This is a genomic window from Janthinobacterium aestuarii, from assembly GCF_046113285.1.
Taxonomy (GTDB): Bacteria; Pseudomonadota; Gammaproteobacteria; order Burkholderiales; family Burkholderiaceae_D; genus Janthinobacterium.
In genome coordinates, this window is record NZ_CP142524.1 from 1,178,512 (window position 1) to 1,203,451 (window position 24,940).

Genomic DNA, 24,940 nt, shown 5'->3' on the forward strand with positions numbered 1-24,940 from the left:
CTCCTGTGCTGTCGCGGCGTATGCCGTATTGCAACAAGTATGCATGGCATCGTCGCCGGGGCACTTATACGAATGGGGGAGGCGGACGGTTTTTTTGCAAGGCAGGGGCGGGAAACACCGCCGGGCGGGCCGGCGGTGCGAAGAGCGGATCAGGACTTGATAAAGGCCAGCAAGTCTTCGTTCAGGCGGTCCTTGTGGGTGGCCGGCAAGCCGTGCGGCGCGCCTTCATAGATGACCAGCCTGGCGTTCTTGATGAGCTTGGCCGCAGCCTTGCCGGAAGCGTCGATCGGCACGATCTGGTCGTCGCCGCCGTGCACGACCAGGGTCGGCACGGAGATTTTCTTCAGGTCGGCAGTGAAATCCGTCTCGGAAAACTGCTTGATGCAATCGTAGGCGTTCTTGATGCCGCACTGCATGCCCTGCAGCCAGAAGGTGTCGCGCATGCCTTGCGACACCTTGTTGCCGGGACGGTTGGCGCCGAAGAAGGGCACGGTCAGATCCTTGAAGAATTGCGAACGGTCGGCCAGCACGCCGGCGCGGATGCCGTCGAAGACGGACATCGGCAAGCCGCCGGGATTGGTGTCCGACTTGACCATCTGCGGCGGCACGGCGCCCACCAGTACGGCCTTGGCCACGCGCTTTTCGCCATGGCGGCCGATATAGCGCGCCACTTCGCCGCCGCCCGTCGAATGGCCGACCAGAGTCGCGCCCTTGATATCGAGCGCGTCGAGCAGGGTGGCCAGGTCGTCGGCGTAGGTATCCATGTCATTGCCCTGCCATGGCTGGCTCGACAGGCCGTGGCCGCGGCGGTCGTGCGCGATCACGCGGTAGCCGTGGCTGGCCAGGAACATCATCTGGTCTTCCCAGGCGTCGCCCTGCAATGGCCAGCCGTGGCTGAAGACGACGGGCGTGCCCGTGCCCCAGTCCTTGAAATGGATGACGGTGCCGTCCTTCACGGTGACCTTGTTGACGGTGAGCTTGCCCGGCGCGGCGGCGGCGGCAGCGGCAGGCTTGGCGGCGGCGCTGGCGCCACCGGCGGCCAGCAGGCCCGCACCGGCGGCGACACCGGCGACGCTGACGAGCAGCTTGCGGCGGGAATTGACTTCTTCGGCTTCGATTTTCTTCGACATGATGTTTTCCTTCGGGGATGGGGGAGGGGCCGCTTACGGCCTGGACCAGTGATGGCAGCGGCCAGTCTAGGCCTTCGCGCGCGCCGGCGCCTCTGCCAAAAGACCAGTCGCGCCGGGTCTTCCGCCTGCCTATGATGGCTGGCGGCGGCGCGCCGCGCCGCTTGCCTTTCCCACTGGAGCGAAGATGAAGAAACACTGGATGGCGGCGCTGGCCGGCCCCTTTTTACCCGATGCCGGCCTGCTGTTTGCGCGCGTGGCGGGCGTGCTGCTGGTGCTGCACGTGCACGGCTTGCCCAAGCTGCTGCATTTTTCCGAGGAACTGGCGCACATCGACGACCCGCTGCACCTGGGCCGCGCCGTCACCTTGTACTGCGCGCTGTTCGCGGAAATCCTCTGCCCGTTGCTGGTCGCCGCCGGCCTGCTGACGCGCCTGGCCTGCCTGCCCCTGCTGTTCCTGCTGGGCGTGTCGATGCTGCTCGTGCATCCGGACTGGAGCATCGCCGACGGGCAGTTCGGCTGGCTGCTGATCATCGTCTTCGGCACCATTGCCATCAGTGGCGCGGGACGCTATTCGCTCGATGCGCGGTTGCGGGCGTAAGCGGTGATGTCAACGATGTGTCGGGTTACGCTCCGCTAACCCGACCTACGCCTAAATAACACCATTTCACCCCGATCCCCGTCCGCCCCACCAGGCCGGCGGGGATTGTTATTTCCATCAGGAATTTAAGTCTGTGCCTCAAGGTGTGGCAGCGCACGGTGGCGCGCGGCGGGCGCGGTTAAGGTGGTGCCAACAGCTTGCTGCTGATCCAGTGTTTGATATGGCTCAGCCCGGCAGCGTTTAGCCGCTTCTTTTTCCCAGAAGCGAGGAGAATCATGATTCGGTCACGGCATCGAGCATGGTTGATTTATTCACTATTAAAGGAAACCATCATGAACGCGATTGAAAAAACCAGCTCCGAGATGAACGGCACCGCCCAGGAAACCCGCCAGGATTTGCACCGCACCATCGACAAGGTGGCTAGCCAGGCACAGCCTCTGGCCGACAAGGTCGCCACGCGCGCGCATGACAGCGTGGACCAGGTGGGCGACCGCATTGAGCAAGTCAGCGACACCGTCAGCAAGGCCTCGGAGCGCCTGATGGCGCGCGGCAAGCAACTGGGCGTCGCTTGCCAGCGCGCGGGCGAAACGGGCCGCGATTATGTGCGCGAGCGCCCGGCCATGTCCCTGCTGATTGCGGCCGCGGCCGGCTATGGCCTGTCGAAATTGCTGGGTTCGCGTAAATAAGTTTTACGCCTTCCTGGAAGCATTTGTCGTGGGCGCTGTTCCCTTCGCCGTCATGGCGGAGAGGGCCAGCGCCCACGCACACAAGGTAGTAGCAAGCAGTAAAGGAGAGTGATGATGCGCTCCATTTTGTTGTGGTTGATTGGCATACCTATTCCCATCATTATTTTGATTGCCCTGTTCGTGCGCTGAATGAGGGAGTTGTAGCGTTACTTCCCGGGGCAAACTACTCACAGGAGATGTAATGGCTACCACCAAGAAAACGCCGTCCACGGACGGTGCGGGTTCCGTATTGAGCAGCATGTCCGGCCCATCCGACAGCAATGCGCCAAACAGCCTGGGCACGGACAATGACGTGACCCGCGCGCTGCTGCAAAAGACGGCCGCCAGCCAGCAGCTGTCCGCCGCCATGGCCGACAATCCCAAGGAAGATGGCCAGTATGGCGAGGCGGCGCGCACGCCGATCGAAGGCGTGCATGTGGCGGCCGGCGAACCGCTGGCCACGGCCAGCACCACGGGCGAAACGCTGGCGTCGCCGAAGACGGGCGATGGCCAGCCCGCGCTGGGCGAGAATGCGCTGAATAGCTCGCTGGATGGCGCCCGCAGCGACGACAGCGGCTGCGTGCTGACGACCAACCAGGGCGTGCCCGTGGGCGACAACCAGAACTCGCTGAAGGCGGGCTTGCGCGGCCCCACGCTGATGGAAGATTTCATCCTGCGTGAAAAGCTCACGCATTTCGACCATGAGCGCATCCCCGAGCGCGTCGTGCATGCGCGCGGTTCGGCCGCCCACGGCTATTTCGAATGCTACAAGGAACAAAGCAAGCTGACGCGCGCCGCGCCGTTCGCCAAGGCGGGCAAGCGCACGCCCGTCTTCGTGCGCTTTTCCACCGTGGCCGGCGAGCGCGGCTCGACCGACACGGCGCGCGACGTGCGCGGCTTTGCCGTGAAGTTTTATACGGACGAGGGCAACTGGGACCTGGTCGGCAACAACATCCCCGTCTTCTTCATCCAGGATGCGATGAAATTTCCCGATGTGGTCCATGCGGTCAAGCCCGAGCCGCACAACGGCATGCCGCAGGCGGCCAGCGCACACGACACCTTCTGGGATTTCGCCTCGCTGTCGCCGGAAATCACGCACATGCTGATGTGGGTCATGTCCGACCGCGCCATCCCGCGCAGCTACCGCATGATGCAGGGCTTCGGCGTGCACACCTTCCGTCTCGTGAACGCCAAGGGCCAGTCCGTGTTCTGTAAATTCCACTGGTCGCCCATGGCCGGCACGCACTCGCTCGTGTGGGACGAAGCCGTCAAGATCAGCGGCGCCGATTCCGATTTCCACCGGCGCGACCTGTGGGAATCGATTGAATGCGGCGAGTATCCCGAATACGAGCTGTCGTTCCAGGTCTTCACGGAAGCGCAGGCCGAAGCGTTTCCCTTCGACGTGCTCGACCCCACCAAGCTGATTCCCGAAGAGGTGGTACCCCTGATACCCGTCGGGAAAATGGTCTTGAACCGCAATCCCGACAATTTTTTCGCCGAGACGGAGCAGGTGGCCTTTTGCACGGCGCACATCGTGCCCGGCATCGATTTTTCCAACGACCCGCTGCTGCAGGGCCGCATCCACTCGTATATCGACACGCAGATCACGCGCCTGGGCGGCGCCAACTTCCATGAAATCCCCATCAACTCGCCGCTGGCGCCCGTGCACAACAACCAGCGCGACGGCATCCACCGCCAGGCCATCAACCGGGGCCGGGTCGCGTACGAGCCCAATTCGCTGGCGGGCGGCTGCCCGTTCCAGGCCGGCGCCAGGGGCTTCAACAGTTTTCCCGCCTCCGCCGAGGGCGACAAGGTGCGCGGCAAGCCCGAGAAATTCGCCGAGCACTTTGGCCAGGCGAGGCTGTTCTGGATCAGCCAGACGCCGGTCGAGCAAGACCATATCGTGCATGCGTTCCGCTTTGAACTGAGCAAGGTGCAGACGGTGGCGATTCGCAAGCGCATCGTCGCCATGCTGCGCAATGTCGACGAGACCCTGGCGCAGCGCCTGGCCGATGCGCTGGGCCTGGCGCTGCCGCCCGTCATGCCGCCCGTGTCCATGCTGCCGATTCCTGCGTATCCGCCGTCGCCGGCCCTGTCGCTCTTTTTCCGCCCCGGCAAGACGGGCATCCATACCCTGCGCGTGGCCATCCTCGTCGGGCCGGGCAGCGATGGGGCGCAGGTGCGCAACATCTATGCATCCTTGCTGGCCGAGGGCGCCGTGCCGCGCCTGGTGGGCAGCCATCTGGGGAAAGTCGACACGAGCGGCGGCGCGCCGCTCGACGTGGAAATCTCGCTCGAAACGGGACCGTCCGTGCTGTTCGACGCCGTCGTGATACCGGATGGCCAGGGCGCCGTGCAGCAGTTGGGCAGCGACGCCAACGCGCTCGACTTCCTGCGCCTGCAATACCGGCACTGCAAGCCGATGCTGGCCATCGGCGCGGGCAAGGGCTTGCTGGACAAGGCTGGCGTGCCGGTGACCCTGCCCGACGGCAAGCCGGACCCCGCCATCATCGTCGTGCCGGCGGGCGACGTGGCGAAAGGCGTGGCGGCCTTTAAAAAGGCGCTGGCCGCGCACCGGGCGTTTGCGCGCGAAACGGATCCGCCCCGCGTGTGATGTCCGTTTGAGCGTCAGCGGGGCCGGCCTGGCTTGCCCCGTTGGCGTAACCGTGCGCAACAGTGCGCAACAATGTAAACAAGAAAAACGTCCTGCGATGATATGCTGCTGACTAGAACTGTTCATTTGCAACTATTTCTATCACTGCAGCAAAGAACGGCTTCAGCAAACCGGATCGCGATTACCGCATGGACAAGTACACACCTCGCACCTGGGGGCCGGGCGAACGTCCGACCTTGCCCGGGTCGCCATCGATGCCCGAACATTCGACGCCCAAGCGTGTCGCGTATTTCATCGTCGGCCTGATCGTCGCGCTGACGGGGGGACTCGGTAACGGCCTGGTGACGGCCAATTTGCTGAACCTGCAAGGTTCGCTGGCCGCCTATGCCTACCAGATGCAGTGGCTGCCGGCCGCCTACGTGATGACCATCGTGTCCATGAATCTGCTGCTGGTGAAGTTCCGCCAGCAATTCGGCCTGCGCCTGTTTACGGAAGCGTTCCTGGTGCTGTATGCGCTGGTGACGTTCGCCCACTTGTATGCCAATACCTTGCCGTCGGCCATCGCCGTGCGCGCCGCGCATGGCATGGTGGGCGGCGCGCTGGGCGTGCTGGGGCTGTACTACACCTTGCAGGCGTTTCCCGCGCGGCACCGCCTTAAAGGCGTGGTGCTGGGCCTGGGCTTTGCCCAGCTGGCGCTGCCGCTGGCGCGCATCTTCACGTCTGAACTGCTGCAGATCGGCGAATGGCACGGCCTGTACCTGTTCGAGCTGGGACTGGCCCTGCTGGCGCTGGGCTGCGTGCTGGCCCTGAAGCTGCCGCCCGGCGACCGCGTGCAGACGTTCGAGCCGCTCGATTTCCTCACCTTTATTCTGTTCGCGCCCGGCGTGGCCCTGCTGTGCGCCGTGCTGGCGCAGGGACGCACGGCGTGGTGGATGGAATCGGAGTGGGTGGGCGTGTGCCTGGCGGGCTCCATCGTGCTGATCGCCGCCTCGCTGGCCATCGAGCATAACCGCGCGCGCCCGCTGCTCAACACGCGCTGGCTCACCACGGGCAAGATCGCCAAGCTGTTTTTATCGGTGCTGCTGTTTCGCATCGTGCTGTCCGAATCGACGGGCGCCGTGGGCTTTTTGCAGGCGCTGGGGCTGAACACGGACCAGATGCAGAACCTGTTCATCGTGGTCCTGCTGGGCAGCGTGGCGGGCCTGGTGGTCAGCGCGCTGACGATCAATCCGGCCACCCTGAACCGCTCGCTGATGTTCGCGCTGCTGCTGATCGCAGCCGGCGCCCTGATCGACGCGCACGCCACCAGCCAGACGCGCCCCGTCAACATGTATGTCAGCCAGTTCCTGCTGGCCTTTGGCGGCACGTATTTCCTCGGTCCCACCATGGTGGCCGGCATGGGCGCCGTGATCGCCGAACCGCGCAACCTGGTGAGTTTTTCCGTAATGTTTACCATGACGCAGAACCTGGGCGGCTTGCTCGGGTCGGCCATCGTCGGCACCATCCAGACGGCGCGCGAGAAATACCATTCCAGCTACCTGGTCGAGCACCTCACCATGCTCGACCCGCAGGTGGCCGCGCGCGTACAGTCCGGTGCCGCAAGCTATGGCGGCGTGCTGACGGACCCGGCGCTGCGCAGCGCCCAGGGCGTGGCCCGCCTGGGCGCCGTCGCCACGCGCGAAGCCAATGTCCTCGCCTACAACGACGTCTTTTTGATGATCGCCGGCGTCGCCGTCGCCACCCTGATCTGGATGCTGGTCAGCCAGTTCTGGACCCGCATCACCACCGGCGCGCGCCGCCTGGTCGGCCCCGTGCGCGATGCGCAGACGGCCATGGCCATCGTCCCCATTACCAATTCGGAACCGAGCAATGACAGAAAATAACACCCCGCCGCCAGTACCGACGCCTGCACCGCCATCCGCACCCGCCGCCCCTTCCATGGCACAGCCGGACCGGCGCCACCAGTGGCTGTCCGCGCTGGCCTTTGCCGCCGTGGCCCTGGTGGGCGTGCTGATCGTGCTGTATGCGTGGCGTTTGCCGCCGTTCACCAGTCCCATCGTGACGACGGAAAACGCCACCGTGCGGGGGCAGGTGACCATCATCGGCACGCAGCTGTCGGGCTATGTGGTGGAAGTGACGGTGCAGGACTTCATGGATGTGAAGGAAGGCCAGCTGCTGGTGCGCATCGACGACCGCATCTACCAGCAGCGCTACGAGCAGGCGCAGGCGCAGCTGGCCGCGCAGCAGGCGGCGCTGTCGAACTGGGCGCAGCAGAAGGCCAGCGCGCAGGCGGGCATTTCCGTCAGCGAGGCGGCGCTGGCCAACGCGGAAGCGCAGGCGCGCAAGGCCAGCGCGGACTTGAGCCGGGTGGAGCAGCTGGTGGCCGACGGTTCGCTGTCGCAGCGCGAACACGACCAGTCGCGCGCCACGCAGGCGCAGATGGCGGCCGCGCTGGCGCAAGCCCGCGCCAATCTCGATATCGCCCAGCAAAGCGTGCATTCCGTGGTGGTCAACAAGCAGGCGCTGGAGGCTGCCGTGGCCAACGCGCAGGCGGCCGTCAAGGCGGCGAAGATCGACCTCGATAACACGCGCATCGTCGCGCCCTCCGACGGCCAGCTGGGCCAGGTGACGGTGCGCCAGGGTGCCTACGTCAATTCGGGCGCGCAGCTGATGGCGCTGGTGCCGCGCCAGATGTGGGTCATCGCCAATTTCAAGGAAACGCAGATGAACGGCGTGCAGGAAGGGCAAAGCGCCACCTTCCACGTCGACGCGCTCGACGGCGCCGTGCTGACGGGCCAGGTGGAGCGCATTTCGCCGGCCACCGGGTCCGAGTTTTCCGTGCTGCCGGCCGATAACGCGACGGGCAACTACCTCAAAATTGCCCAGCGCATTCCCGTGCGCATCCGCATCGATCCGGGCCAGGCGAATGCGCGCCGCCTCGTGCCGGGCATGTCGGTGGTGGTCAGCGTCGACACGTCGGCCGTGCTGAACGATTCGGCGGACAACCCGGCGCCCCCGCCTGCACCGAAGAAGGCCAAGCCATGAAGCGCCGTCACCTGCTGATGGCCGGTGTGCTGGCGCTGGCCGGCTGCGCCGCCAAGGCGCCGCCGCAGCCCGCATCGGCACTGCAGCTGCCGTCCGGCTGGCGCGCGCAAGCGATCGGCGCACCTGCGGCGACGGGTGCCCATGTCGAGCAACTGTGGTGGCAAGCCTTCGGCGATCCGGTCTTGAGCGACCTGGTGGGCGAGGCGCTGGCGCGCAATGGCGACTTGCGCGTGGCGCGCGCCCGGGTGCAGGAATACCGCGCACGCCTGGCGCAGGCCGACGCGAACCGCGCGCCCAATCTGGCCTTCGACGGTTCGCCCACGCGCACGCGCACCCTGGCGTCCAGCGGCAAGCCGTATGTGACGAATGTCTTCCAGGCCGAATTGCAGGCCAGCTATGAAATCGACGTGTGGGGCCGGCTGGCCAGTCTGAGCGACGCGGCCGGCGAGAGTTACCGCGCCGAGCAGGCCAGCCTCGATGCGGCGGCCCTGTCGATCGCCGCCAGCGTGGCGACCAGTTACCTGAATCTGCGGGGCCTCGACGCGCAGCTGGAGTTGACGCAATCGACCCTGCAGCTGCGCGAACAGTCGCGCGAGCTGGCGCGCAAGCAGTTCGAGGTGGGCTACAGCTCGCGCCTGGAATGGCTGCAGGCGCAATCGGAATACCATGCGGCGGCCGAGCAGGTGCCGCAGCTGCAGCGGCAGATCTTCGAACAGGAAAACGCGCTGGCCATCCTCGTCGGCGGCAATCCCGGCCCCATCGCGCGCGGCTTGCCGCTGGCCGGGCTGGCGGCGCCTGGCGTGCCGGCCGGTCTGCCGTCCGAACTGCTGCGCCGGCGGCCCGACATCGCGCGCGCGGAACACAACCTGGCGGCCGCCAACGCCAGCCTGGCCGCCACGCGCGACCAGCTGCTGCCCTCGTTCAAGCTGACGGCGGCCGGCGGCGGACAGGCGACGACCCTCACCGATTTCCTGCATGCGCCCACGGCCCTGTGGCGTCTGACGGCGCTGGCGGCCGGCCCCCTGTTCGATGGCGGGCGCGTGCAGGCGCAGACGGATGCGGCCGGCGCGCAGCGCGACCAGCTCGTGTACGCATATGAAAACGTGGTGCGCAACGCGTTCGCCGAAACGGAGAACAGCCTGGGCGCCCTCTACCGCCTCCAGCAGCAAGCCGTGGAAAACGACGCGCGCCGCGCCGCGGCGGCGGACACCCTGCGCATCGCGCATAACCGCTACCGCAATGGCTACGCCTCGTACCTGGAGGAACTCGACGCCCAGCGCACCCTGTACAGCGCCGACGTAGGGCTGCTGCAGCTGAAGACGCGCATCCTCGTCGCCTCGGTCGACTTGTACCGCGCCATGGGCGGCGGCTGGTCGGCCAAGGCGCAATAGATGCGTGTGCACGGTGCGGCCAGTGTAATATTCTGAGCAGGGAAAGCGGCGGCGCCGTGCCAGCTGCTCCCGTCACGAACGAACGAGGTCGCAGCATGACGATTTTTGGCATAGGCATCCACATCCTGATCGCGGTATTTTTTGCGATCCACGTGGTGCGCAACGGGCAGCAGCTGTACTGGCTGCTTATTTTATTCATGTTCCCGCTGCTGGGCAGCGTGGTGTATTTTTTCGCCATCTACCTGCCCAATTCGCGCCTGCCGCAAGGCGCGCGCAAGGTCGCTTCGGTGGCCGTGCAGGTGCTCGATCCGAACCGCGAATTGCGCGAGGCGAAAGCGGCTTTCGAGTACACGCCGACGGCGCAAAACCAGATGCGCCTGGCCAGCGCGCAGCTGGAGGCGGGCGATGCGCAGGAAGCGGCATCGACGTACGAAGCCTGCCTGCGGGGTGCGTTTTCATCGGACCTGGAAATTCGCCTGGGCGCGGCGCGCGCCTATCTGGAATGCGCGCGCGGCGCCGAAGCGCTGACGCACCTGGAATTCATCCGCCGCACGGATATCCATTTCCGTCCCGAGATGGTGTCCCTGCTGACGGCGCGCGCGCTGGCGCAAAGCGGGCGACAGCAAGAAGCGAAGGCGGAATTCGACGATGCGCTGACGCGCTACAACAGCTTCGAGTGCCGCGCCGAGTGCGCGATCTGGGCGCTGCAGCAGGGAGACAAGGTGCTGTCGGAGCGCCTGCTGCTCGATATCGACAGCGCCATGGCCCGCTGGAGCAGCCATACGCGGGCGATGTATGCGCCGCTGCTGGCGCGCCTGGAGGCGGCGCGCCGCTAGCCGGTTTGCCGGTGCCTGGCGCGGATACGCTTACACGCCAGGCACTGGATTCTTCCCTTCAAGCAGTTTGTACCCCTTGCCGTCGAAGCCATAGCGCGCGTGGCCGTTCAGTGGCGTGGCGATGCGCGGCGGGTCTTCGTCCGGCTTGACCTTGACGCCCGGCTTGATCTTTTCGGAGGCGCCCTTGAAGTCGATCAGCAAGTCATCGTAGGCGCCGCCATTGCGCGCTGGCGCGAAGCGCCAGTTCCCCTTGACCATCCAGCACTCGTCCGTTTCAGGTCCGCAGGCGCCCATATTGTCCGAGTACAGGTCGATGGCGCCATCGAGCGAGGTGACCTTGCCGTCGCCGATTTCAAACAGGGCCAGTTGCGTGATGGTGTAGCCCTGGCCCGTATAGCCGTAGCGGATCGCCAGTCCCGGCTTGTTCGCGCCCAGCATGACCCAGTGGACTTCGCCGAGCTGCCCCGACGAGCCCAGGGCGGCGATGTTTTCCAGGCGTTTCACGACTTGCCACTGGCCGTCTTCCGGTGTGCCCTTGGGCGCCAGGAAAAAGACATTCAGCAGCCCCGGCGAGGCATGCGCCGATTCGGCCGTGCCTTCCGTATTGGCCGTTTCCGCATTCGCCACCAGGATGGCGCTGCCATCAGGCAGCAGCTTGTGGCTGACGGCGCTGACCACGTAACTGAGCTTGTCGACGTGGTTGTCCGGATCGGGCAGGTCGGCCAGTGCATCGTCGCTGTCGTCGCGGTAGGCCTTGCCGAAGACGGCGCGCATCATGGTCGCTTCGCGCTCGCGCGCCTGCGGCGTGTTCATCGCTTCCGTCCTGGGCGCGGTGGCGGACGGCGGCGGCACGTGTTCGACCGATGCCGTTGCATCAGCGGCGGCGGGGACGGCGGCTGCCACGTCGGCTGCCAGGCCGGCGTTGGCGGGGGTGGTCTTGTCCGAGCAGGCGCCGAGCAGTGCGGAGACCATCAGCAGGACGAGCGGGGTGCGGTAATTCATAGGCAGGGCAGATTGCGGTCATGGAGAATGGGCGCAGTATGCCAGATAGATGAAAGCGAGGGAGCGCGGCCTGGCGGCCCGTCCCTCGCTTCCTTGCCCGCAGGGGGCGTTTTTGCAATCAGCCTTGGCGCTTATTTTTCCAGCGCCACCCTGTCATCGCGCCGCAGCGGCGCCTTCTGGCGGCGCAGTTTCGCCATGCCGCGCTTGAGCAGGTGCTCCAGGTCGTCGATGTAGGTGAACACGGCCGGCACCACCAGCAGGCTCAATAAGGTCGAGGTGATCAGGCCGCCGATGACGGTAATGGCCATCGGCGAACGGAAGCTGGGGTCGGCGCCCCAGCCCAGCGCCAGCGGCATCATGCCGGCGCCCATGGCGATCGTCGTCATCAGGATGGGCCGGCTGCGCTTGTGGCAGGCGTCGACCAGCGCGTCGAAGCGGTTCATGCCGGCCTGGCGCGCCAGGATCGCATAGTCGACCAGCAGGATGGAGTTCTTTGTGACGATCCCCATCAGCATGATCAGGCCGATCATCGACGGCATCGACAGGGCGCTGCCCGTGATCAGCAGCGCCACGAAGGCGCCGCCGATCGACAGCGGCAGCGCCGCCAGGATGGTCACCGGCTGCATGAAGTCCTTGAACAGCAGCACCAGCACGCAGTAGATGCACAGCACGCCGATCAGCATGGCCAGGCCGAAGCTGGCGAACAGCGAGGCCATTTCCTGCGCGTCGCCCAGTTCGGCGATCTTCACGGACGGCGGCAGATTCTTCATCGACGGCAGCGCGCGCGCTTCTTCATTCAGTTCGCCGAGCGTGCGCGAACCGAGTTCCACGTCGAGGGTGACGTTGCGGCTGCGGTTCAACCGGTCGATCTGCGCCGGGCCGCTTTCCATCGTCACCGTGGCCACGTTCGCCAGGCGCACGGGGCCGTTCTTGCCGGGCACGGTCAGGCGCTCGATGGCGGCCAGGTCGGCGCGCACGCTGTTGGGCAGCTTGACGCGGATCGGCACCTGCCGTTCGGGCAGGTTCATTTTCGTCAGGTCCGTGTCGTAGTCGCCGGCCGTGGCCACGCGCACGGTCTCGCCGATGGCTGCCGCCGTCACGCCCAGGTCGGCCGCCTTGGCGAAATCGGGGCGCACGATGATTTCCGGACGCACCAGCGAGGCGCTGGAATTGACGTTGCCGATGCCTTTCAGGCCGCGCAGTTCACGCTCGACCTTTTGCGCCGCGGCCATCAGCGCCACCGGGTCTTCCGAGCGCAGCACCAGCTGCATCTTGACGCCCGTGTCGGGCGGCCCCACCGTGAAGCGGGCGCCGGGGATCGTATCGAGCTTGTGGCGCAGCTGCGTTTCCAGGTCCGCCATCGATTCCTTGCGCTCCGTGCGATGCACGGTGGTCAGGGTCAGCACGGCGCGGCGCGCCTCGGCCGCCGCGCCGGGGGCGAAGGCGTCGCCGCTGGAGCCGCCGCCGATCGAACTGAAGACGCCCTGGATGCCTTGTGTGCGCATGGCCGCGTCGCGCGCCAGCGCTGCCACGGCCTGCGTTTCGCCGAGGGTGGAGCCGGGCGGCAGTTCCAGGTTGATCTGCGTCTGCGCGCGGTCGGCGGCCGGCACGAAACCGGTCGGCAGCAGCGGCACGAGCGCGATGGCGCCGACAAAGAACAGGGCCGCGGCGATGGCCGTGATGCCGCGGTGGTTCAGGCACCAGCGCATGACCGTCAGATAGCGCGTCATCAGCCAGCCGTCCTGTTCTTCCTTGTGCGGCAGCGGTTTCAATATGTAGGCCGCCATCATCGGCGTGAGCAGCCGCGCCACCACCAGCGAGGCCAGCACGGCCAGCACGGCCGTCCAGCCGAACTGCTTGAAGAACAGGCCGGGAATGCCGCTCATGAAGGCCGTCGGCAGGAACACGGCCACCAGCGCGAAGGTGGTGGCGATCACCGCCATGCCGATTTCGTCGGCCGCTTCCATGGCCGCTTCCATGGGCGACTTGCCCATGCGCAGATGGCGCTCGATGTTTTCGATTTCCACGATGGCGTCGTCGACCAGCACGCCGACGACCAGCGCCAGCGACAGCAGCGTGACGGTATTGAGCGTGTAGCCGAACCAGTAGATGCCGAGGAAGGCCGGCATCACGGACAGGGGCAGGGCGGCGGCGGCCACCAGGGTGGCGCGCCAGTCGCGCAGGAACCACCACACCACCAGCACGGCCAGCAGCGCGCCTTCGTACAGCAGTTCCATCGAACCGTCGAAGTTTTCCTCGACGGGGAAGGCATTGTCGATCGACTGCTGCAGCACCACATTCGGGTTTTCCTTTTGCAGGTCGGCGATGGCGTCGCGCGCGCCCTTGGCGACGGCCACTTCGCTGGCACCCTTGGTGCGGAATACCTCGAAGGCGACCACGGTCTTGCCATCCTGCTCGGCCAGCGCGCGCGGTTCGGCGATGGTGTCGCGCACGGTGGCCACCTGGTCCAGACGCACATGGCGGCCGTCCGGCAGCGGTACTTCCACGCGCGACAGTTCATCGGCCGTTTTCACGGTGGCGATGGTGCGCACCGACTGCTCGGCGCCGCTGACGTCGCCCCGGCCGCCCGGCGCTTCGCGCTGTACCAGGCGCAGCTGGCGCGAGACGTCGAGGGCGGACACTTTCAATGCCGCCATGCGCGCCTCGTCGAGTTCCACCTGGATTTCGCGGTAGACGCCGCCCACGCGGTTGACGGCGCCCACGCCGGGCACGGTCAGGAGGCGCTTGGCGACCGTGTTGTCGACGAACCACGACAGGTCGGGAGAGTCGAGCGGGTTGTCCACGCCGGGTTTTGCCGTGGCGATAAAGGTCAGCACCACGCGCCCGGCCGTGGACGCCTTGGTGACGGTGGGATCGCGCAGCTCGGCCGGCATGTCCGCCTTGACCCGCGCGACGGCGTCGCGCACATCGTTGACGGCTTCGGCGATCTGCTTTTCCAGAATGAATTCGACGGTCACCGTGACGACGCCATCGAGCACCTTGGTGTAGATGTTTTTCACGCCTTGCAGGGTGGCGACGGAGTCTTCGATCTTGCGCGCCACTTCCGTTTCCAGCTGGGCCGGCGCGGCGCCGGGCAGCACCGCGCTGACGGTGACGATGGGCAGTTCGATGTCGGGGAAATCCTGCACCGGATTGGCCTTGTAGGCCAGCAGGCCTGCCAAAGTCAGCAGCGCGAACAGCATGATGGCCGGGATCGGATTCTTGATCGAGAGGGAGGAAAAATTCATGGCCTCTCCTTACTTTTTCGCTGCGGCCGGCTTGGCTGCCACCGGGGATGCCACCGGGTTTTGCACATTCCGTACCAGGTCGCCGTCATTGAGGAAGCCGGCGCCGCTGACGACGATGGTCGTGTCGGCCGTGATGCCGCTCAAAATCTCGATGCGGTCGCTCAGGCGCCGTCCGGCCTGCACCTTGATCTGGCTGACCCGCTGGTCGGGATTGAGGCGGAAGACATAGCTGAAGCCGTCGCGCACGGCAATCGCCTGCTGCGGCACCGTCAGCGCGCCCGAGGTGCCCAGTTCAAATTCACCGCTGGCGTACATGCCGGCCTTGAACGGCGCATTGTTGCCCGTGCTGGCCGGCAGGTCCACGTACACGAGGGCGGAACGCGTCTGCGGATCGACCGTGGGGGCGATCATGCGCACCTTGCCCGTCAACACGCTGCCATTGGCCGCCTTCACCTGCGCCAGCGTCCCTGGTTTCAAATTGAGCAGCTCGGTGGCCGTCACTTCGGCGCGCCATTCGAGGCGGCCCTGGCGGATCATGCGGAACAGTTCCGTGCCGGCGCCCACCACCGAGCCCACGGTGGCCGAGCGCGAGGAGATGATACCGCTGTCGGGCGCCACCACCTGCGTGTATTTCAGGCGCAGCTGCTGCGACGCCAGCTGCGCCCTGGCGGACGCGATGCGCGCGTTGGCCGTCTGTTCTGCCGTCAGGTACTGGCTGATCTGCTGCGCGCTGATGGCGCCCGTGCTTTGCAGCGAGCGGGCGCGCTGCGCGTTGGCTGCCGCCTCGGCCGCATTCGCTTCCGCTTCCAGCACGGCGGCTCTGGCCTGCGCCACGTCGGCGTTCACCGTGTCGTTCGAGAACACGGCCAGCACCTGGCCGGCGCGCACGACGTCGCCGACATTCACGCGCACGTCGGTGAGGCGCAAGCCGTTCGACTCGCTGCCGATGACGGCTTCCTGCCAGGCGGCGACGTTGCCGTTGGCGCTCAGCTTGATGGGCAGGCTGGCCGTCTGCGGCTTGGCCGTGGTGACGGTCAGCGCGGGTTTTTGCGCCGCCTTCTTGTCCTTCGCCTCGTCGGCTGCCGTGGAAGCCGATGGGTACAGGGCCACGCCCGCGCCCAGCATTACGCAAAGGGCGGCCAGGGCGAATGCCGTGGGTGTCAAAATCAGTTTTTTCATGTTGTCGTATCCGTCAAGGTGCGTTGTTGGCGATGGCGCTGCTGCCGTTCCAGCCGCCGCCGGCGGCGCGGTACAGCGCCACCCAGGCGGCGCTGCGTTCGCGCTCGAGGTTGACCACCGTGTTTTCGGCGGCCAGGCGCGTGCGGCGGGCGTCTTCCAGTTCGATCAGGCTGGCCAGGCCGTTCCTGTAGCGGTCTTCGGTGGCGACGAACGACACGCGGTAGCCTTCCAGCGCGGTTTTGGCATGCTCGCTGCGCGCGTCCGTGCTGGCCAGGTTGACCAATGCTTCTTCCACTTCGCGCACGGCCTGGCGCACGCCGGCGCGGTATTTCACCACGGCTTCGTCGTAGCGCGCCGTGGCCGCGTCGACCTGGGCGCGGCGGGTGCCGCCGTCGAAGATGGGCAGGCTGACGGCCAGCGGGCCGATGCTCCAGGTGCTGGCCGTGATGCTGGTGCCGCCGGCGCGGATATTGCCCTTGCCGATCGAGCCTGCCAGGCTCAGGCGGGGATAGCGCTGCGCCTGCGCGCCGCGTACTTCGAAGCTGGCGGCGGCCACTTCGCGTTCGGCGCTGTAGATGTCGGGACGCTGGGCCAGGGTTTGTGCCGGCAGTTCCGCTATCGCCACGGGCGAGGGCAGGATGGCAGGGCTGGCCGCCAGCTTCTGGCGCAGCGACGCTTCCGGCATGGCCGACAGGGCGACCAGCGCCTTGATGTTCACGTCGCAGGCGGCGCGCTGTTCGATGGCGCGGCTGGCGCCTTCGGCGGCGCTGGCGCGGGCCAGGGCGGCGTTGGCGGGCGGCTGGAAACCGGCGCCGGCGCTCAGCTCCGTCAGGCGTGCCGAGTCGCGGCGCGAGGCCGCATCCTGTTCGGCCACGGCCTGCAACTGCTGGCAGGTGCGCAAGGCGTAGTACTGGTTCGCCACTTCGGCGGCCACCGAGACGCGGGCCTCATGCCAGAGCGCGCGCGCGCTGCCGTAGCGCTCCTGCGCCGCGTCGCGCGTGGCGCGGTTGGTCCCAAACACGTCGATTTCCCACGACGCCTGCAAGGCCGCCTGCGAGGTGGTGCCGCTGGGCTGGGCCGATTGCTGGCTGGTGCGCACCACGCTGCCCGTCGCGTCGAGCTTGGGCGCCAGCGCGGCGCCGCTGGCGATGCTGTCCGCGCGCGCCTGCACGATGCGCGTGCTGGCGGCGGCGATGGTGGGGCTGACCTGTTGCGCCTCGGTGATCAATTCCACCAGCAGGCTGTCGCCCTGGCCCTGCCACCAGCTGGCCAGGTCCGTCAGCTTGCCGTTGTGCGGCAGCGGCGCCTGCCACTGTGCGGGTGCGCTGGCGGCCACCGCGGCGGGCGGCCCTTGCAGGGCGCAACCGCCCAGCGCCAGCACGATGCCGGCGGCCAGGGCGCGTTGAACGGTGCATCGAATAATCGTCATGCTGGTCCTTCTGCTTGTCGTTGAGTGGTAGAGGGGGGAGTGGCCAGGCGCCGGCGTTCCACGTCGGCCATGGCCAGCGCGTAGTCGGTCAAGCGCGCCAGCCAGGTGTCGATCGCGTGCGGCGATTCCAGCAGTTGCGGGCGCAAGGTGTGCAGCACGTCGGCGCCCACCATGTGCTGCAGGGCCAGCGAGGCGATGGAAAACGCCAGCCGGTGCATGTCGTCGCTGTTGGCGGGCGCGCCCAGGTGGCGCGCCAGCACGCGCGTGAGCGCCTCGTGTTCGGCACGGATGTTCTGGTCGACCTCGCGCGCCCACAGGCCCGTCGGTTCGAGCATCTCGCGGCACCACAGGCGCATGCAATCGCGCGCGATTTCTCCCTGCTGCATGGGGGCGAGCAATTGCGCATAAAAGCCTTCCAGACTTTGGCGCAGGGTGAAATGCGGTTGCTCGTACAGGGCGATATTGTCTTGTGGATTCGATAGTTGATGGGAGAAGGCGGCGCGGTACAGGCCCGCCTTGTCGCCAAAATAATAGCGGATGGCCGCCGCGTTGGTGCCGGCCGCCTGCGCCAGTTCGCGCGTGGAGGTCTTGGCGTAGCCCTGCCCGGCAAACAGCCGGATGGCGCTATGCAGCAGGCGCTCGCGCGACTGCTCGCCATCGGAGCGGGGCTTGCGCCCGTCGTCGGCGCTTGGTGTTGGGGAAATGTTTTTTTCAATCATGTCGGAGATTTAATCATATATCTCAAACGATTGATATAACTAAATCGCTTGATTTAGTTAAGGAAAGATGAAGATGCGGTAAAACGCGGGCAAAAAAAAGCCCGCGAACTGGCGCGGGCTGAATCCAATGTTCAGGGAACGAATTGGAGGAGACAGTTCCACTATAGCGCTGAAAATGGTGCGGTGCAATACCGTAGAACTACTGTATTCATCTCTTGTTGATGGCAAAAAAACAGCATTTCATGCTGCGGCGCACAGAAACTCAGGCCTTGCTGCGCAGTGCCAGCGTGAAGGTGCTGCCGGAGCCGTAGTCGCTGTTGAAGAACAAGGCGCCGCCGATGGCGTTGGCCAGGTTCTGGCACAGGTACAGGCCCAGTCCCGCGCCTTCCACGTGGCGCGTGGAGGTGGAATCGAGTTGCGAGAAGGCCTGGAACAGCTTGGCCTGGTCTTCTTCCTTGATGCCGGCGCCGCTGTCGGCGATGCTCATTTCCGTCACCAGCATGCCGTCTTCCTCGCGCTGGGCCAGGCTGATGCGCACCGTGCCCTGTTCCGTGAACTTGATGGCGTTGTTGAGCAGGTTGATGAGGATTTGCGTCAGTGCGCGGCGGTCCGTCTCGATGATGGCGGGCGGCCGGCCCGCTTCGCCCAGCGCCATTTCCAGCGCCAGGCCCTTTTGCTGGGCCAGCGGGCGCAGGGTGTCGGCCACTTCGGCCATCAGATCCTGGCAGTGCACGGGTTCGATCGACAGGGTCAGTTTGCCCGCCTCGATCTTGGCCACGTCGAGGATGTCGTTGATCAGCGAGAGCAGGTGACGCGCGCTGGCGCGGATGGTGTTGAGCTGCTTGTCCTGGTCCGACGTCAGGGGGCCGGGCAGTTTCATCAGCAGCGCGCCCGTGAATCCAATGATGGCGTTGAGCGGCGTGCGCAGTTCATGCGACATGTTGGCGATGAAGGCGGACTTCATGCGGCTCGCCTCGGCCAGTTCCAGGTTTTTCAGGGCGATTTCGCGGTTGATGGTTTCCAGTTCGGCCGCATGGTGCGCCAGGCGCATGTTCAGCTCGATCACCTGGCGTTCGCGCGCCTGCAGTTCGCCGTTGACCTGCACCGCCTGTTCATATGTGGAAATGAGCAAATCGAGGATTTGCTGGCGCTCCGCATTGATGAAGTGCTTCTGGTCGCCCAGGTACAGGGCGATACCGATTTCGACATTCTGGTTCTTGCGCAGCTTCTGGTTCATCAGCATGTGGCTGATGCGGTTGAGCAGGTAGTCTTCCGCGTAAGGCTTGCGGATGAAATTGTCGGCGCCGCACTCGATGCCGCGGATGATGTCCTTCGGGTCATTGAGCGAGGTGACGAGGATCACGGGAATGTCGCGCAGGGTCGGGTCGGACTTGATGGCGCGGCACAGGTCGTAGCCATTCATTTCAGGCATGACGATATCGGACAGCACCAGGTGCGGCTTGCGCTCGCGGATGGCGGCCAGGGCCAGCTGGCCATTCGCCGCCACGCGCGCGTTATAGTGCAGCGACTGGATCAGGCGGCGCAAGCGCTCCGCCTGGGTCGGGCTGTCCTCGACGATCAGGATCTCGATTTCGTCAGGCTTGATTTGGTTGTTGGAGTCCACAGACCTCTCCTAGGATTTCAGTGTGGTGATGCTGGGCGCGGTGAGCGCGCAATATCGACATCGTATGACTATATCGGATTTAGGTCTGTAAAAGTAACTTCCAAGTAACTATTTTGCCCACAGGGAATGCTGTGGCCGCCTGTCAGTTTTCGCCCTGGAACTGGCCGGCGCGATAGGTCAGCACGAGGGTGTCGCGGTGGCCGTGTTCGCCGATGGGCTGGATCGGCGTCGATTCGTGGATCACGGCAGCGTCGTCGAGCAGCAGCAGCGACCATGGCTCGGTCAGGGTAAAGCGCTTGCCGTTGGGGCCCTCCGCTTCGAAGATGCGCGTCTCGCCGCCCTTGACCTGTTCGCGCCCGATCAGCAGCACGGCGACGAAATCGACGCCGTCGCGGTGCGCGCCTTCCGGCGTGGGGCGGCCGATGCCGTCGGTCGTATCGATGCGGAACTGGTGCGCCTCGATGAACCACGGCTGGCGGCCCTTGACCTGCGAGCAGGCGTCGCCCAGTGCGCGAATCAGCTGCTGCCAGGCCGCTTGCGCGACGATGGCCGGGTCGACCGGTTCGAACAGGCGGTGCATGCCGCCGTGCAGGGCGTTGTATTCCACCGGCTGCCAGTGCGGACGGTGCGCCGTCTGCGTCAGGCGCTCGCCATCCTGCACGAAGCACGAATGGCGCCGGCGCCGATAGCGGCCGCCATCCTTCAGGTAATTGTCCAGCGCCAGGGTATCCCAGCTTGGTTCCAGCGCGCGCAGCGCGTCCAGCGGGCAGCCGGCCAGCGCGGCCACGTCCTGCGGGCGCAGGACGGCATAGCCGTCATCGCGCAAGGCTTCCTTGACGTGGGACGGGGCGGTAAAGATCGGTGCGGAAGTGCTCATGGCGGTGCCGGCCGCAATGCGGCCTGTCTCAGTTTATCCAGCCTGGCATTCTACGACTTCGCGGCGTTTCCTGTGCAGTACGACAGGAATTATTCTTGTTGAGTTAAAAATTCTTTACCAGGGTCATACGCAGCGAGCGCGATTCCACCGGATGGAAGTGGATATCGTCCACGGGCTGCGCTTCGCCGGGCAGGCGCGAGGCATAGTAGTAATCGATGGCCGCGTCGCGCCGGTTGGCCAGGTTGTAGCCTTCCACTTCCATGTGCAGGGTCTTGTCGATCCGGTAGGCGATGCGCCCGTTCAAGCCCACGCTGGCGGCGGAGCGTACGCTGTTGTCTTCCACCAGGGGGCGCGGACCGAAGTAGCGCAGGCGCAAGGAGCCCGACCACGGTCCCGGCGGCGTCACCGTCATGGCCAGCTGGGCCACGCCTTCGATGGCGCCGGGGATGAAGTCGCCCGCCGGGTCGCTGCCGCGCGAGCGTGCGCGCGCATACGCGAGGTCCAGGTCCAGCGACAGCCAGCGGGCCGCCTTGTAGTAGCTGGAAAACTCGATGCCGTAGCGGCGGCTGGGGCGGCCCGCCTGCGTGGCGCCCGCATCGCCGATGAACAGCAGCTCGGAATCGAAGTCCAGGCGGTACAGCGACAGCGAGGTTTGCAGGCCGGCGATGGCGGCGCTGCGCAAGCCCAGTTCCAGGCCGCGCGAGCGCACCAGGGGCGTGACCTTGCCAGCCGCCTCGCCCGTCTTCGGGTCGACCGTGATGGTCGTGCCGCGCGCGTCGTTGCTGTGAAAACCGTTGCCGATGTTGACATACGCTTCCGTGTCGCGCCACGGCCCCGCGATCACGCTCAGGCTGGGGCTGAACAAATGGTCGCTGGCCGTGCCCGAATTGACGGCGCGGTCGCTGCGCACGTCGAAGCGGTAGGCATCCGCGCGCAGGCCGGCCACGGTGCGCAGCGATCGCGACCAGCGCGTGCTGTTTTCGCCATACACGCCGATGCTCGTTTCAACGAGATGGTCTTGCCGCGTGGTCGACAGGACCTGGCGCTGGCGCGTGTGGTACAGGCCATTGTGGATATTGTCGTTCTGTAGCTGCAGGCCGATGGTGGTGTCGCTGCTGCCCCTGTCCGTGTGCCGGTGCCAGGTGTGGCTGGCGTCGAGGCCGGCCGTCACGCGCCGGTCGGGCTGGGCGAACTGGTCGCCGTTGAGCGGATCGTCCATCGCATACGTAAAATTCGAGAACAGGGCCAGGCGGTTGGCGATCACGTACGCGCTGACCCTGGACGACACGTCGTCCGTCGTCTGGCGCCAGGCGCCCGACAGGCTGTAGCGCTGCGCCTTGCCGCCGTCGCTGGCATCGACGGCGTCGAAGCGGCCCAAGCTGCCGTCGCGCACGGCGCGCAGCGGAATCTGGTCGGTGGCGTTCCAGCTGGCGTCGTATGCCATGGCCGTGACGTTGAAGCCGTTGTTGGCATAGCCTTCGCTGTAGCGCAGCACGCCATTGCGCTTGCGGTAGCGGTCCGGCTGCGTGAACGGGCCATCGTTATGCTGCGCTTCGAGCGCGTACAGCAGGCTGCCGTCGCCCGCATCGATGGAGTCGGCCAGCAGGGCCCGGCGAAAGCCGTTTTGCCCGATGCCCGCGCTGGCGATGCCTTGCGTCAGGCGGTTCGCGTAGACGACGGACGCCGCACCCGCCGAGGAGAAATCGCCTTGCGCCGCCGCATACGGTCCCTTCTTGTAATCGAGGCGCATGGCCAGTTCGGGGATCAAAAAGTTCAGGTCCGTCCAGCCTTGTCCGTGGCCATGGCTGCGCTGGTTGACAGGCATCTCGTCGACCGTGGTGCGCAAGTCCGTGCCGTGATCGAGGTTGAAGCCGCGCAGGTAGAACTGGTTGGCCTTGCCCTCGCCGCTATGCTGGCTGACGATCAGCCCCGGCACGGCTTCGAGCAATTCGCCGGGCCGGTAGCTGGTGCGCGCGTCGAGCTGCTGTTGCGTGATGCTGCCCGCGTTGGCCGAATCGGCCACGCCCAGCTGGTTCAGGCGCGAACCGTCGACCAGCACGCGCTGGAAGAGGTCGTCGGCGTGGGCGGCGGTGGCGGAAAACAGGGCCGCGAGGAGGAGGGGAAGGGAGCGTGGCGTCATGGGTATGCCGGGAATTAGCGGATCGGCCATTCCGTGTTCTTGCGGTCGAAAATCAGCGTCTGGATGCTGCCGCTGTCCTGCACGTTGAGGGTATTGCGCTGGCTGGGCAGGAAGTCGGTCAGCAACTGGTTATGAATGCGCGTGGCGGGGGCCAGGCGCGTGCGTTCGATCTCCTGGAAGATCACCACGTTGTCGGCGTTGACCTTCATGCCGACCCAGTTCAGGCGCAATCGCCTGCCATCCGGCCCCACGAGGTAAAACTGTTTCTCGACATAGCGGCGCAGCGCCGCTTCGCTGTCTTCCTGGCTCAGGTCGAACCGGCGCTGGTACAGATTCGTCAGCAGCGCCTCGACGTCGTGGCCCGTGTAGGTGTGGACCACTTCCGTGCTGCCGCTGGCCGCGTTATAGCTGATGTCGGCGATGCCCATGTGGAAGTTATGGGCGGCGGCCGCCATGCTGATGCAGGCCAGCGTGACGGCCGTCAGCGCACGCCAGCGCTTCATGCCGCGTCGCCCTTGGCCGAGCCATTGCTCTTGCCTTTCAACGGCGGATGAAAGTCGCGCATCAGCTTCTCCTTGGGTGATTTTTCGCTCTTGAACAGTTCCACACGCGAAGGCGTGACCTTGCGCGCAGGAGGCGGTGCGGTAGGTCTTCGGGGGAGCAGAAAGGTATGCGCATGGTCACCCTGACGTTGTTGTAAGGAAATAGTGGCAACTATTCTATACGCAGGTTGGGGCCGTCCTTGTTTCTCTTTGCAATAAAGAAGGCTATGTCACCATCAGATGTGGGAATGCTCCCAGTGTTGCCTTCAATAATGTTTCCGGCGACCGGATACGCCCGGCGTCCAGTATCCAGCGCCAGCCCAGGTAATTCGGCAGGTAGCGCGTCGCCACGCCGTGAAAGGGGCGTAGCCATGCCCGCAGGCGGCTGTGATATGCATTGACGTTCTGTACATGCGCGGCGCCCTGCACGCGGATGCCTGCGCGCAAATTGACGGCCTGGTGGCTGATCCCCGCTTCCTTGGCAAAGGCGCGATAGGCGGCATGGCTATCGGTGAGCAACAGGATATCCTTGTCGATCATGGGCAATAAATAATGGCGCACCTGCGCCTTCGTCAGCGCCCCTTTTCCGGTGACGAAATCGAGGGTTTGTCCCGTGCGGTCGCGCGCCACCAGGATGCAGACCTGCTCATTGGAAATGCCACGCCGGCGGGCGTGACCGCCACGGCGGCGCGCCGCACGGGTCAGATGCCGCGATCCCTTTTCCGACTCCAGCACATACAGCTCGTCCGCTTCGGCGATGCCATGCAGGCAATGGGGCCGGTCCGTCTTGGCCAGGCTTAAAAACCGGTGGCGCCAGCGAAAGGTGGTGTTGCGGTGCACGTCCAGTTGTAACGCCGCCTTGCGCACGGAATCTGATGCCAGCAGGCAATCGGCGTAATCAAGCCACAGTGATTTATGGCGCAAGCGCGCCAGCGGCGTGCCGGTGAGCGCATTGAAGGTGCGGCCGCACGGCACGCAACGGTAGCGCTGCAGTCCGTGCGCATGGCCATGCAGGTGAGCATGACTGCTATTGCAGGCAGGACAGTGCAACCGCTGCCGGGCCACGCTTTCGATCAGTGCCGCGGCAGCGCCCTGCGGTGCGCTTCCTCGCAGCAGAGCGATGCCCGCCAGGCGCTGGCGACGGTTCAGTACGGCGAACTGGGCGATGAAGGTTTTCCATTGAGCTATCTGCATGAAAGGCTCCCGTTTGTCTGCGATGCACAGTCAGACAGCGGGGATACAGGAAGATTCCTGAACTTCCCCTACTTAACGGGGACAGAGCCATAAAGAAGGGCGGATGATGGACCGGCTTTTGCCGGGCGCCGTCAGGGCGATGCTTTATCTGATTTTGCTCGGGAAAGCAGCGCTTTTACTCACTTTTCATCAGGCTGTCGCGCAACAGGTTCAGTTGTTGTTTCATGTCCACAATCTGTTCCACGCTGCAGTGGCTGGCCGTCAGGATGGCTTCAGGCAGCAGGGCCGCTTCGTGGCGCAGCTGATCGCCCTGCTGCGTGAGGGAAATGATGACCTGGCGCTCGTCGCTGGCGGCGCGCGTGCGCGTCAGCAGCCCCGATTGCTCCATGCGCTTGAGCAAGGGCGTCAGGGTGGCCGAGTCCAGGAACAGGCGCTCGCCCACTTCCGACACCGTCAGGCCGTCGCGCTCCCACAACACCATCATCACCAGGTACTGCGAATAGGTCAGGCCGAGCTTGCGCAGGAGCTTGCGGTACAGCTTGTTCATGGCAAGCGAGGTCGAGTACAGCGCAAAGCACAGCTGGCCGTCCAGGCGCGGCACCTGGTGCAAGGGGTTGGGGGCGGTGGTGGTATCCATGGGCACAGTA

Annotated in this window: 19 protein-coding genes; 7 read left to right on the forward strand and 12 right to left on the reverse strand. The window is 65.6% G+C overall.

Features of this window, described 5'->3' with window-relative positions; genetic code table 11:
* Nucleotides 1-149 precede the first annotated feature (149 nt).
* Nucleotides 150-1,130 (reverse strand): alpha/beta fold hydrolase, encoded by a 981-nt coding sequence (locus OX462_RS05330; protein WP_083287040.1) that lies wholly within the window; start codon nucleotides 1,128-1,130, stop codon nucleotides 150-152.
* 184 nt (nucleotides 1,131-1,314) lie between these two features.
* Here OX462_RS05330 and OX462_RS05335 point away from each other — a divergent pair, with 184 nt between their 5' ends.
* From OX462_RS05335 to OX462_RS05365, 7 genes are all read left to right on the forward strand, one after another.
* Nucleotides 1,315-1,728, forward strand: coding sequence for a DoxX family protein (locus OX462_RS05335; protein ID WP_217494569.1), 414 nt, complete (start codon nucleotides 1,315-1,317; stop codon nucleotides 1,726-1,728).
* Nucleotides 1,729-2,060: 332 nt separating this feature from the next.
* Nucleotides 2,061-2,414 carry an ElaB/YgaM/YqjD family protein gene (locus tag OX462_RS05340; RefSeq protein WP_070223505.1) on the forward strand — a complete coding sequence of 118 codons (354 nt, stop codon included), beginning with the start codon at nucleotides 2,061-2,063 and terminating at the stop codon, nucleotides 2,412-2,414.
* A 241-nt stretch (nucleotides 2,415-2,655) separates the two neighbouring features.
* Nucleotides 2,656-5,067: a catalase gene (locus OX462_RS05345; RefSeq protein ID WP_070223503.1), complete on the forward strand. Its 2,412-nt coding sequence runs from the start codon at nucleotides 2,656-2,658 to the stop codon at nucleotides 5,065-5,067.
* A gap of 188 nt (nucleotides 5,068-5,255) precedes the next feature.
* Nucleotides 5,256-6,950 carry an MFS transporter gene (locus OX462_RS05350; RefSeq protein ID WP_070287897.1) on the forward strand — a complete coding sequence of 565 codons (1,695 nt, stop codon included), beginning with the start codon at nucleotides 5,256-5,258 and terminating at the stop codon, nucleotides 6,948-6,950.
* A complete protein-coding gene (locus OX462_RS05355) occupies nucleotides 6,937-8,112 on the forward strand; it encodes an HlyD family secretion protein (RefSeq protein ID WP_240453437.1) in 1,176 nt (391 codons plus the stop codon). Before OX462_RS05350 ends, OX462_RS05355 begins: the two co-directional genes overlap by 14 nt.
* On the forward strand, nucleotides 8,109-9,503 hold the full coding sequence (locus OX462_RS05360) for an efflux transporter outer membrane subunit (protein WP_121670339.1): 1,395 nt from the start codon (nucleotides 8,109-8,111) through the stop codon (nucleotides 9,501-9,503). The genes OX462_RS05355 and OX462_RS05360 overlap by 4 nt, the downstream gene beginning before the upstream one ends.
* 95 nt (nucleotides 9,504-9,598) lie before the next feature.
* A complete protein-coding gene (locus tag OX462_RS05365; protein ID WP_121670338.1) occupies nucleotides 9,599-10,339 on the forward strand; it encodes a hypothetical protein in 741 nt (246 codons plus the stop codon).
* Nucleotides 10,340-10,369: 30 nt separating this feature from the next.
* On the opposite strand, the gene OX462_RS05370 is transcribed toward OX462_RS05365, so the two are convergent.
* The 11 genes from OX462_RS05370 to OX462_RS05420 all read right to left on the reverse strand — a co-directional run bounded on the left by OX462_RS05370 (nucleotide 10,370) and on the right by OX462_RS05420 (nucleotide 24,930).
* A complete protein-coding gene (locus OX462_RS05370) occupies nucleotides 10,370-11,341 on the reverse strand; it encodes a hypothetical protein (protein WP_070223494.1) in 972 nt (323 codons plus the stop codon).
* A 131-nt stretch (nucleotides 11,342-11,472) separates the two neighbouring features.
* Nucleotides 11,473-14,589, reverse strand: a complete 3,117-nt coding sequence (locus OX462_RS05375; RefSeq protein ID WP_409027939.1) for an efflux RND transporter permease subunit — start codon at nucleotides 14,587-14,589, stop codon at nucleotides 11,473-11,475.
* A 9-nt stretch (nucleotides 14,590-14,598) separates the two neighbouring features.
* Nucleotides 14,599-15,768 (reverse strand): efflux RND transporter periplasmic adaptor subunit, encoded by a 1,170-nt coding sequence (locus OX462_RS05380; protein WP_070310345.1) that lies wholly within the window; start codon nucleotides 15,766-15,768, stop codon nucleotides 14,599-14,601.
* A 13-nt stretch (nucleotides 15,769-15,781) separates the two neighbouring features.
* The gene (locus tag OX462_RS05385) at nucleotides 15,782-17,197 is read right to left on the reverse strand and encodes an efflux transporter outer membrane subunit (RefSeq protein WP_409027940.1); all 1,416 of its coding nucleotides are present in this window, start codon (nucleotides 17,195-17,197) and stop codon (nucleotides 15,782-15,784) included.
* Complete coding sequence (locus OX462_RS05390; protein WP_070223491.1) at nucleotides 17,194-17,916, reverse strand: CerR family C-terminal domain-containing protein; 723 nt, start codon at nucleotides 17,914-17,916, stop codon at nucleotides 17,194-17,196. Before OX462_RS05390 ends, OX462_RS05385 begins: the two co-directional genes overlap by 4 nt.
* Before the next feature lie 262 nt (nucleotides 17,917-18,178).
* Nucleotides 18,179-19,540: a hybrid sensor histidine kinase/response regulator gene (locus OX462_RS05395; RefSeq protein WP_121670334.1), complete on the reverse strand. Its 1,362-nt coding sequence runs from the start codon at nucleotides 19,538-19,540 to the stop codon at nucleotides 18,179-18,181.
* Between the two features lie 142 nt (nucleotides 19,541-19,682).
* Nucleotides 19,683-20,417, reverse strand: a complete 735-nt coding sequence (locus tag OX462_RS05400) for a 2OG-Fe dioxygenase family protein (protein ID WP_070223489.1) — start codon at nucleotides 20,415-20,417, stop codon at nucleotides 19,683-19,685.
* Nucleotides 20,418-20,520: 103 nt separating this feature from the next.
* Nucleotides 20,521-22,557 (reverse strand): TonB-dependent receptor, encoded by a 2,037-nt coding sequence (locus OX462_RS05405; RefSeq protein ID WP_409027941.1) that lies wholly within the window; start codon nucleotides 22,555-22,557, stop codon nucleotides 20,521-20,523.
* 14 nt (nucleotides 22,558-22,571) lie between these two features.
* On the reverse strand, nucleotides 22,572-23,060 hold the full coding sequence (locus tag OX462_RS05410; protein WP_409027942.1) for a DUF6702 family protein: 489 nt from the start codon (nucleotides 23,058-23,060) through the stop codon (nucleotides 22,572-22,574).
* A gap of 264 nt (nucleotides 23,061-23,324) precedes the next feature.
* Nucleotides 23,325-24,293 (reverse strand): IS1595 family transposase, encoded by a 969-nt coding sequence (locus OX462_RS05415; RefSeq protein ID WP_409027943.1) that lies wholly within the window; start codon nucleotides 24,291-24,293, stop codon nucleotides 23,325-23,327.
* Nucleotides 24,294-24,468: 175 nt separating this feature from the next.
* A complete protein-coding gene (locus OX462_RS05420; RefSeq protein ID WP_409027944.1) occupies nucleotides 24,469-24,930 on the reverse strand; it encodes a MarR family winged helix-turn-helix transcriptional regulator in 462 nt (153 codons plus the stop codon).
* Nucleotides 24,931-24,940: the final 10 nt, after the last annotated feature.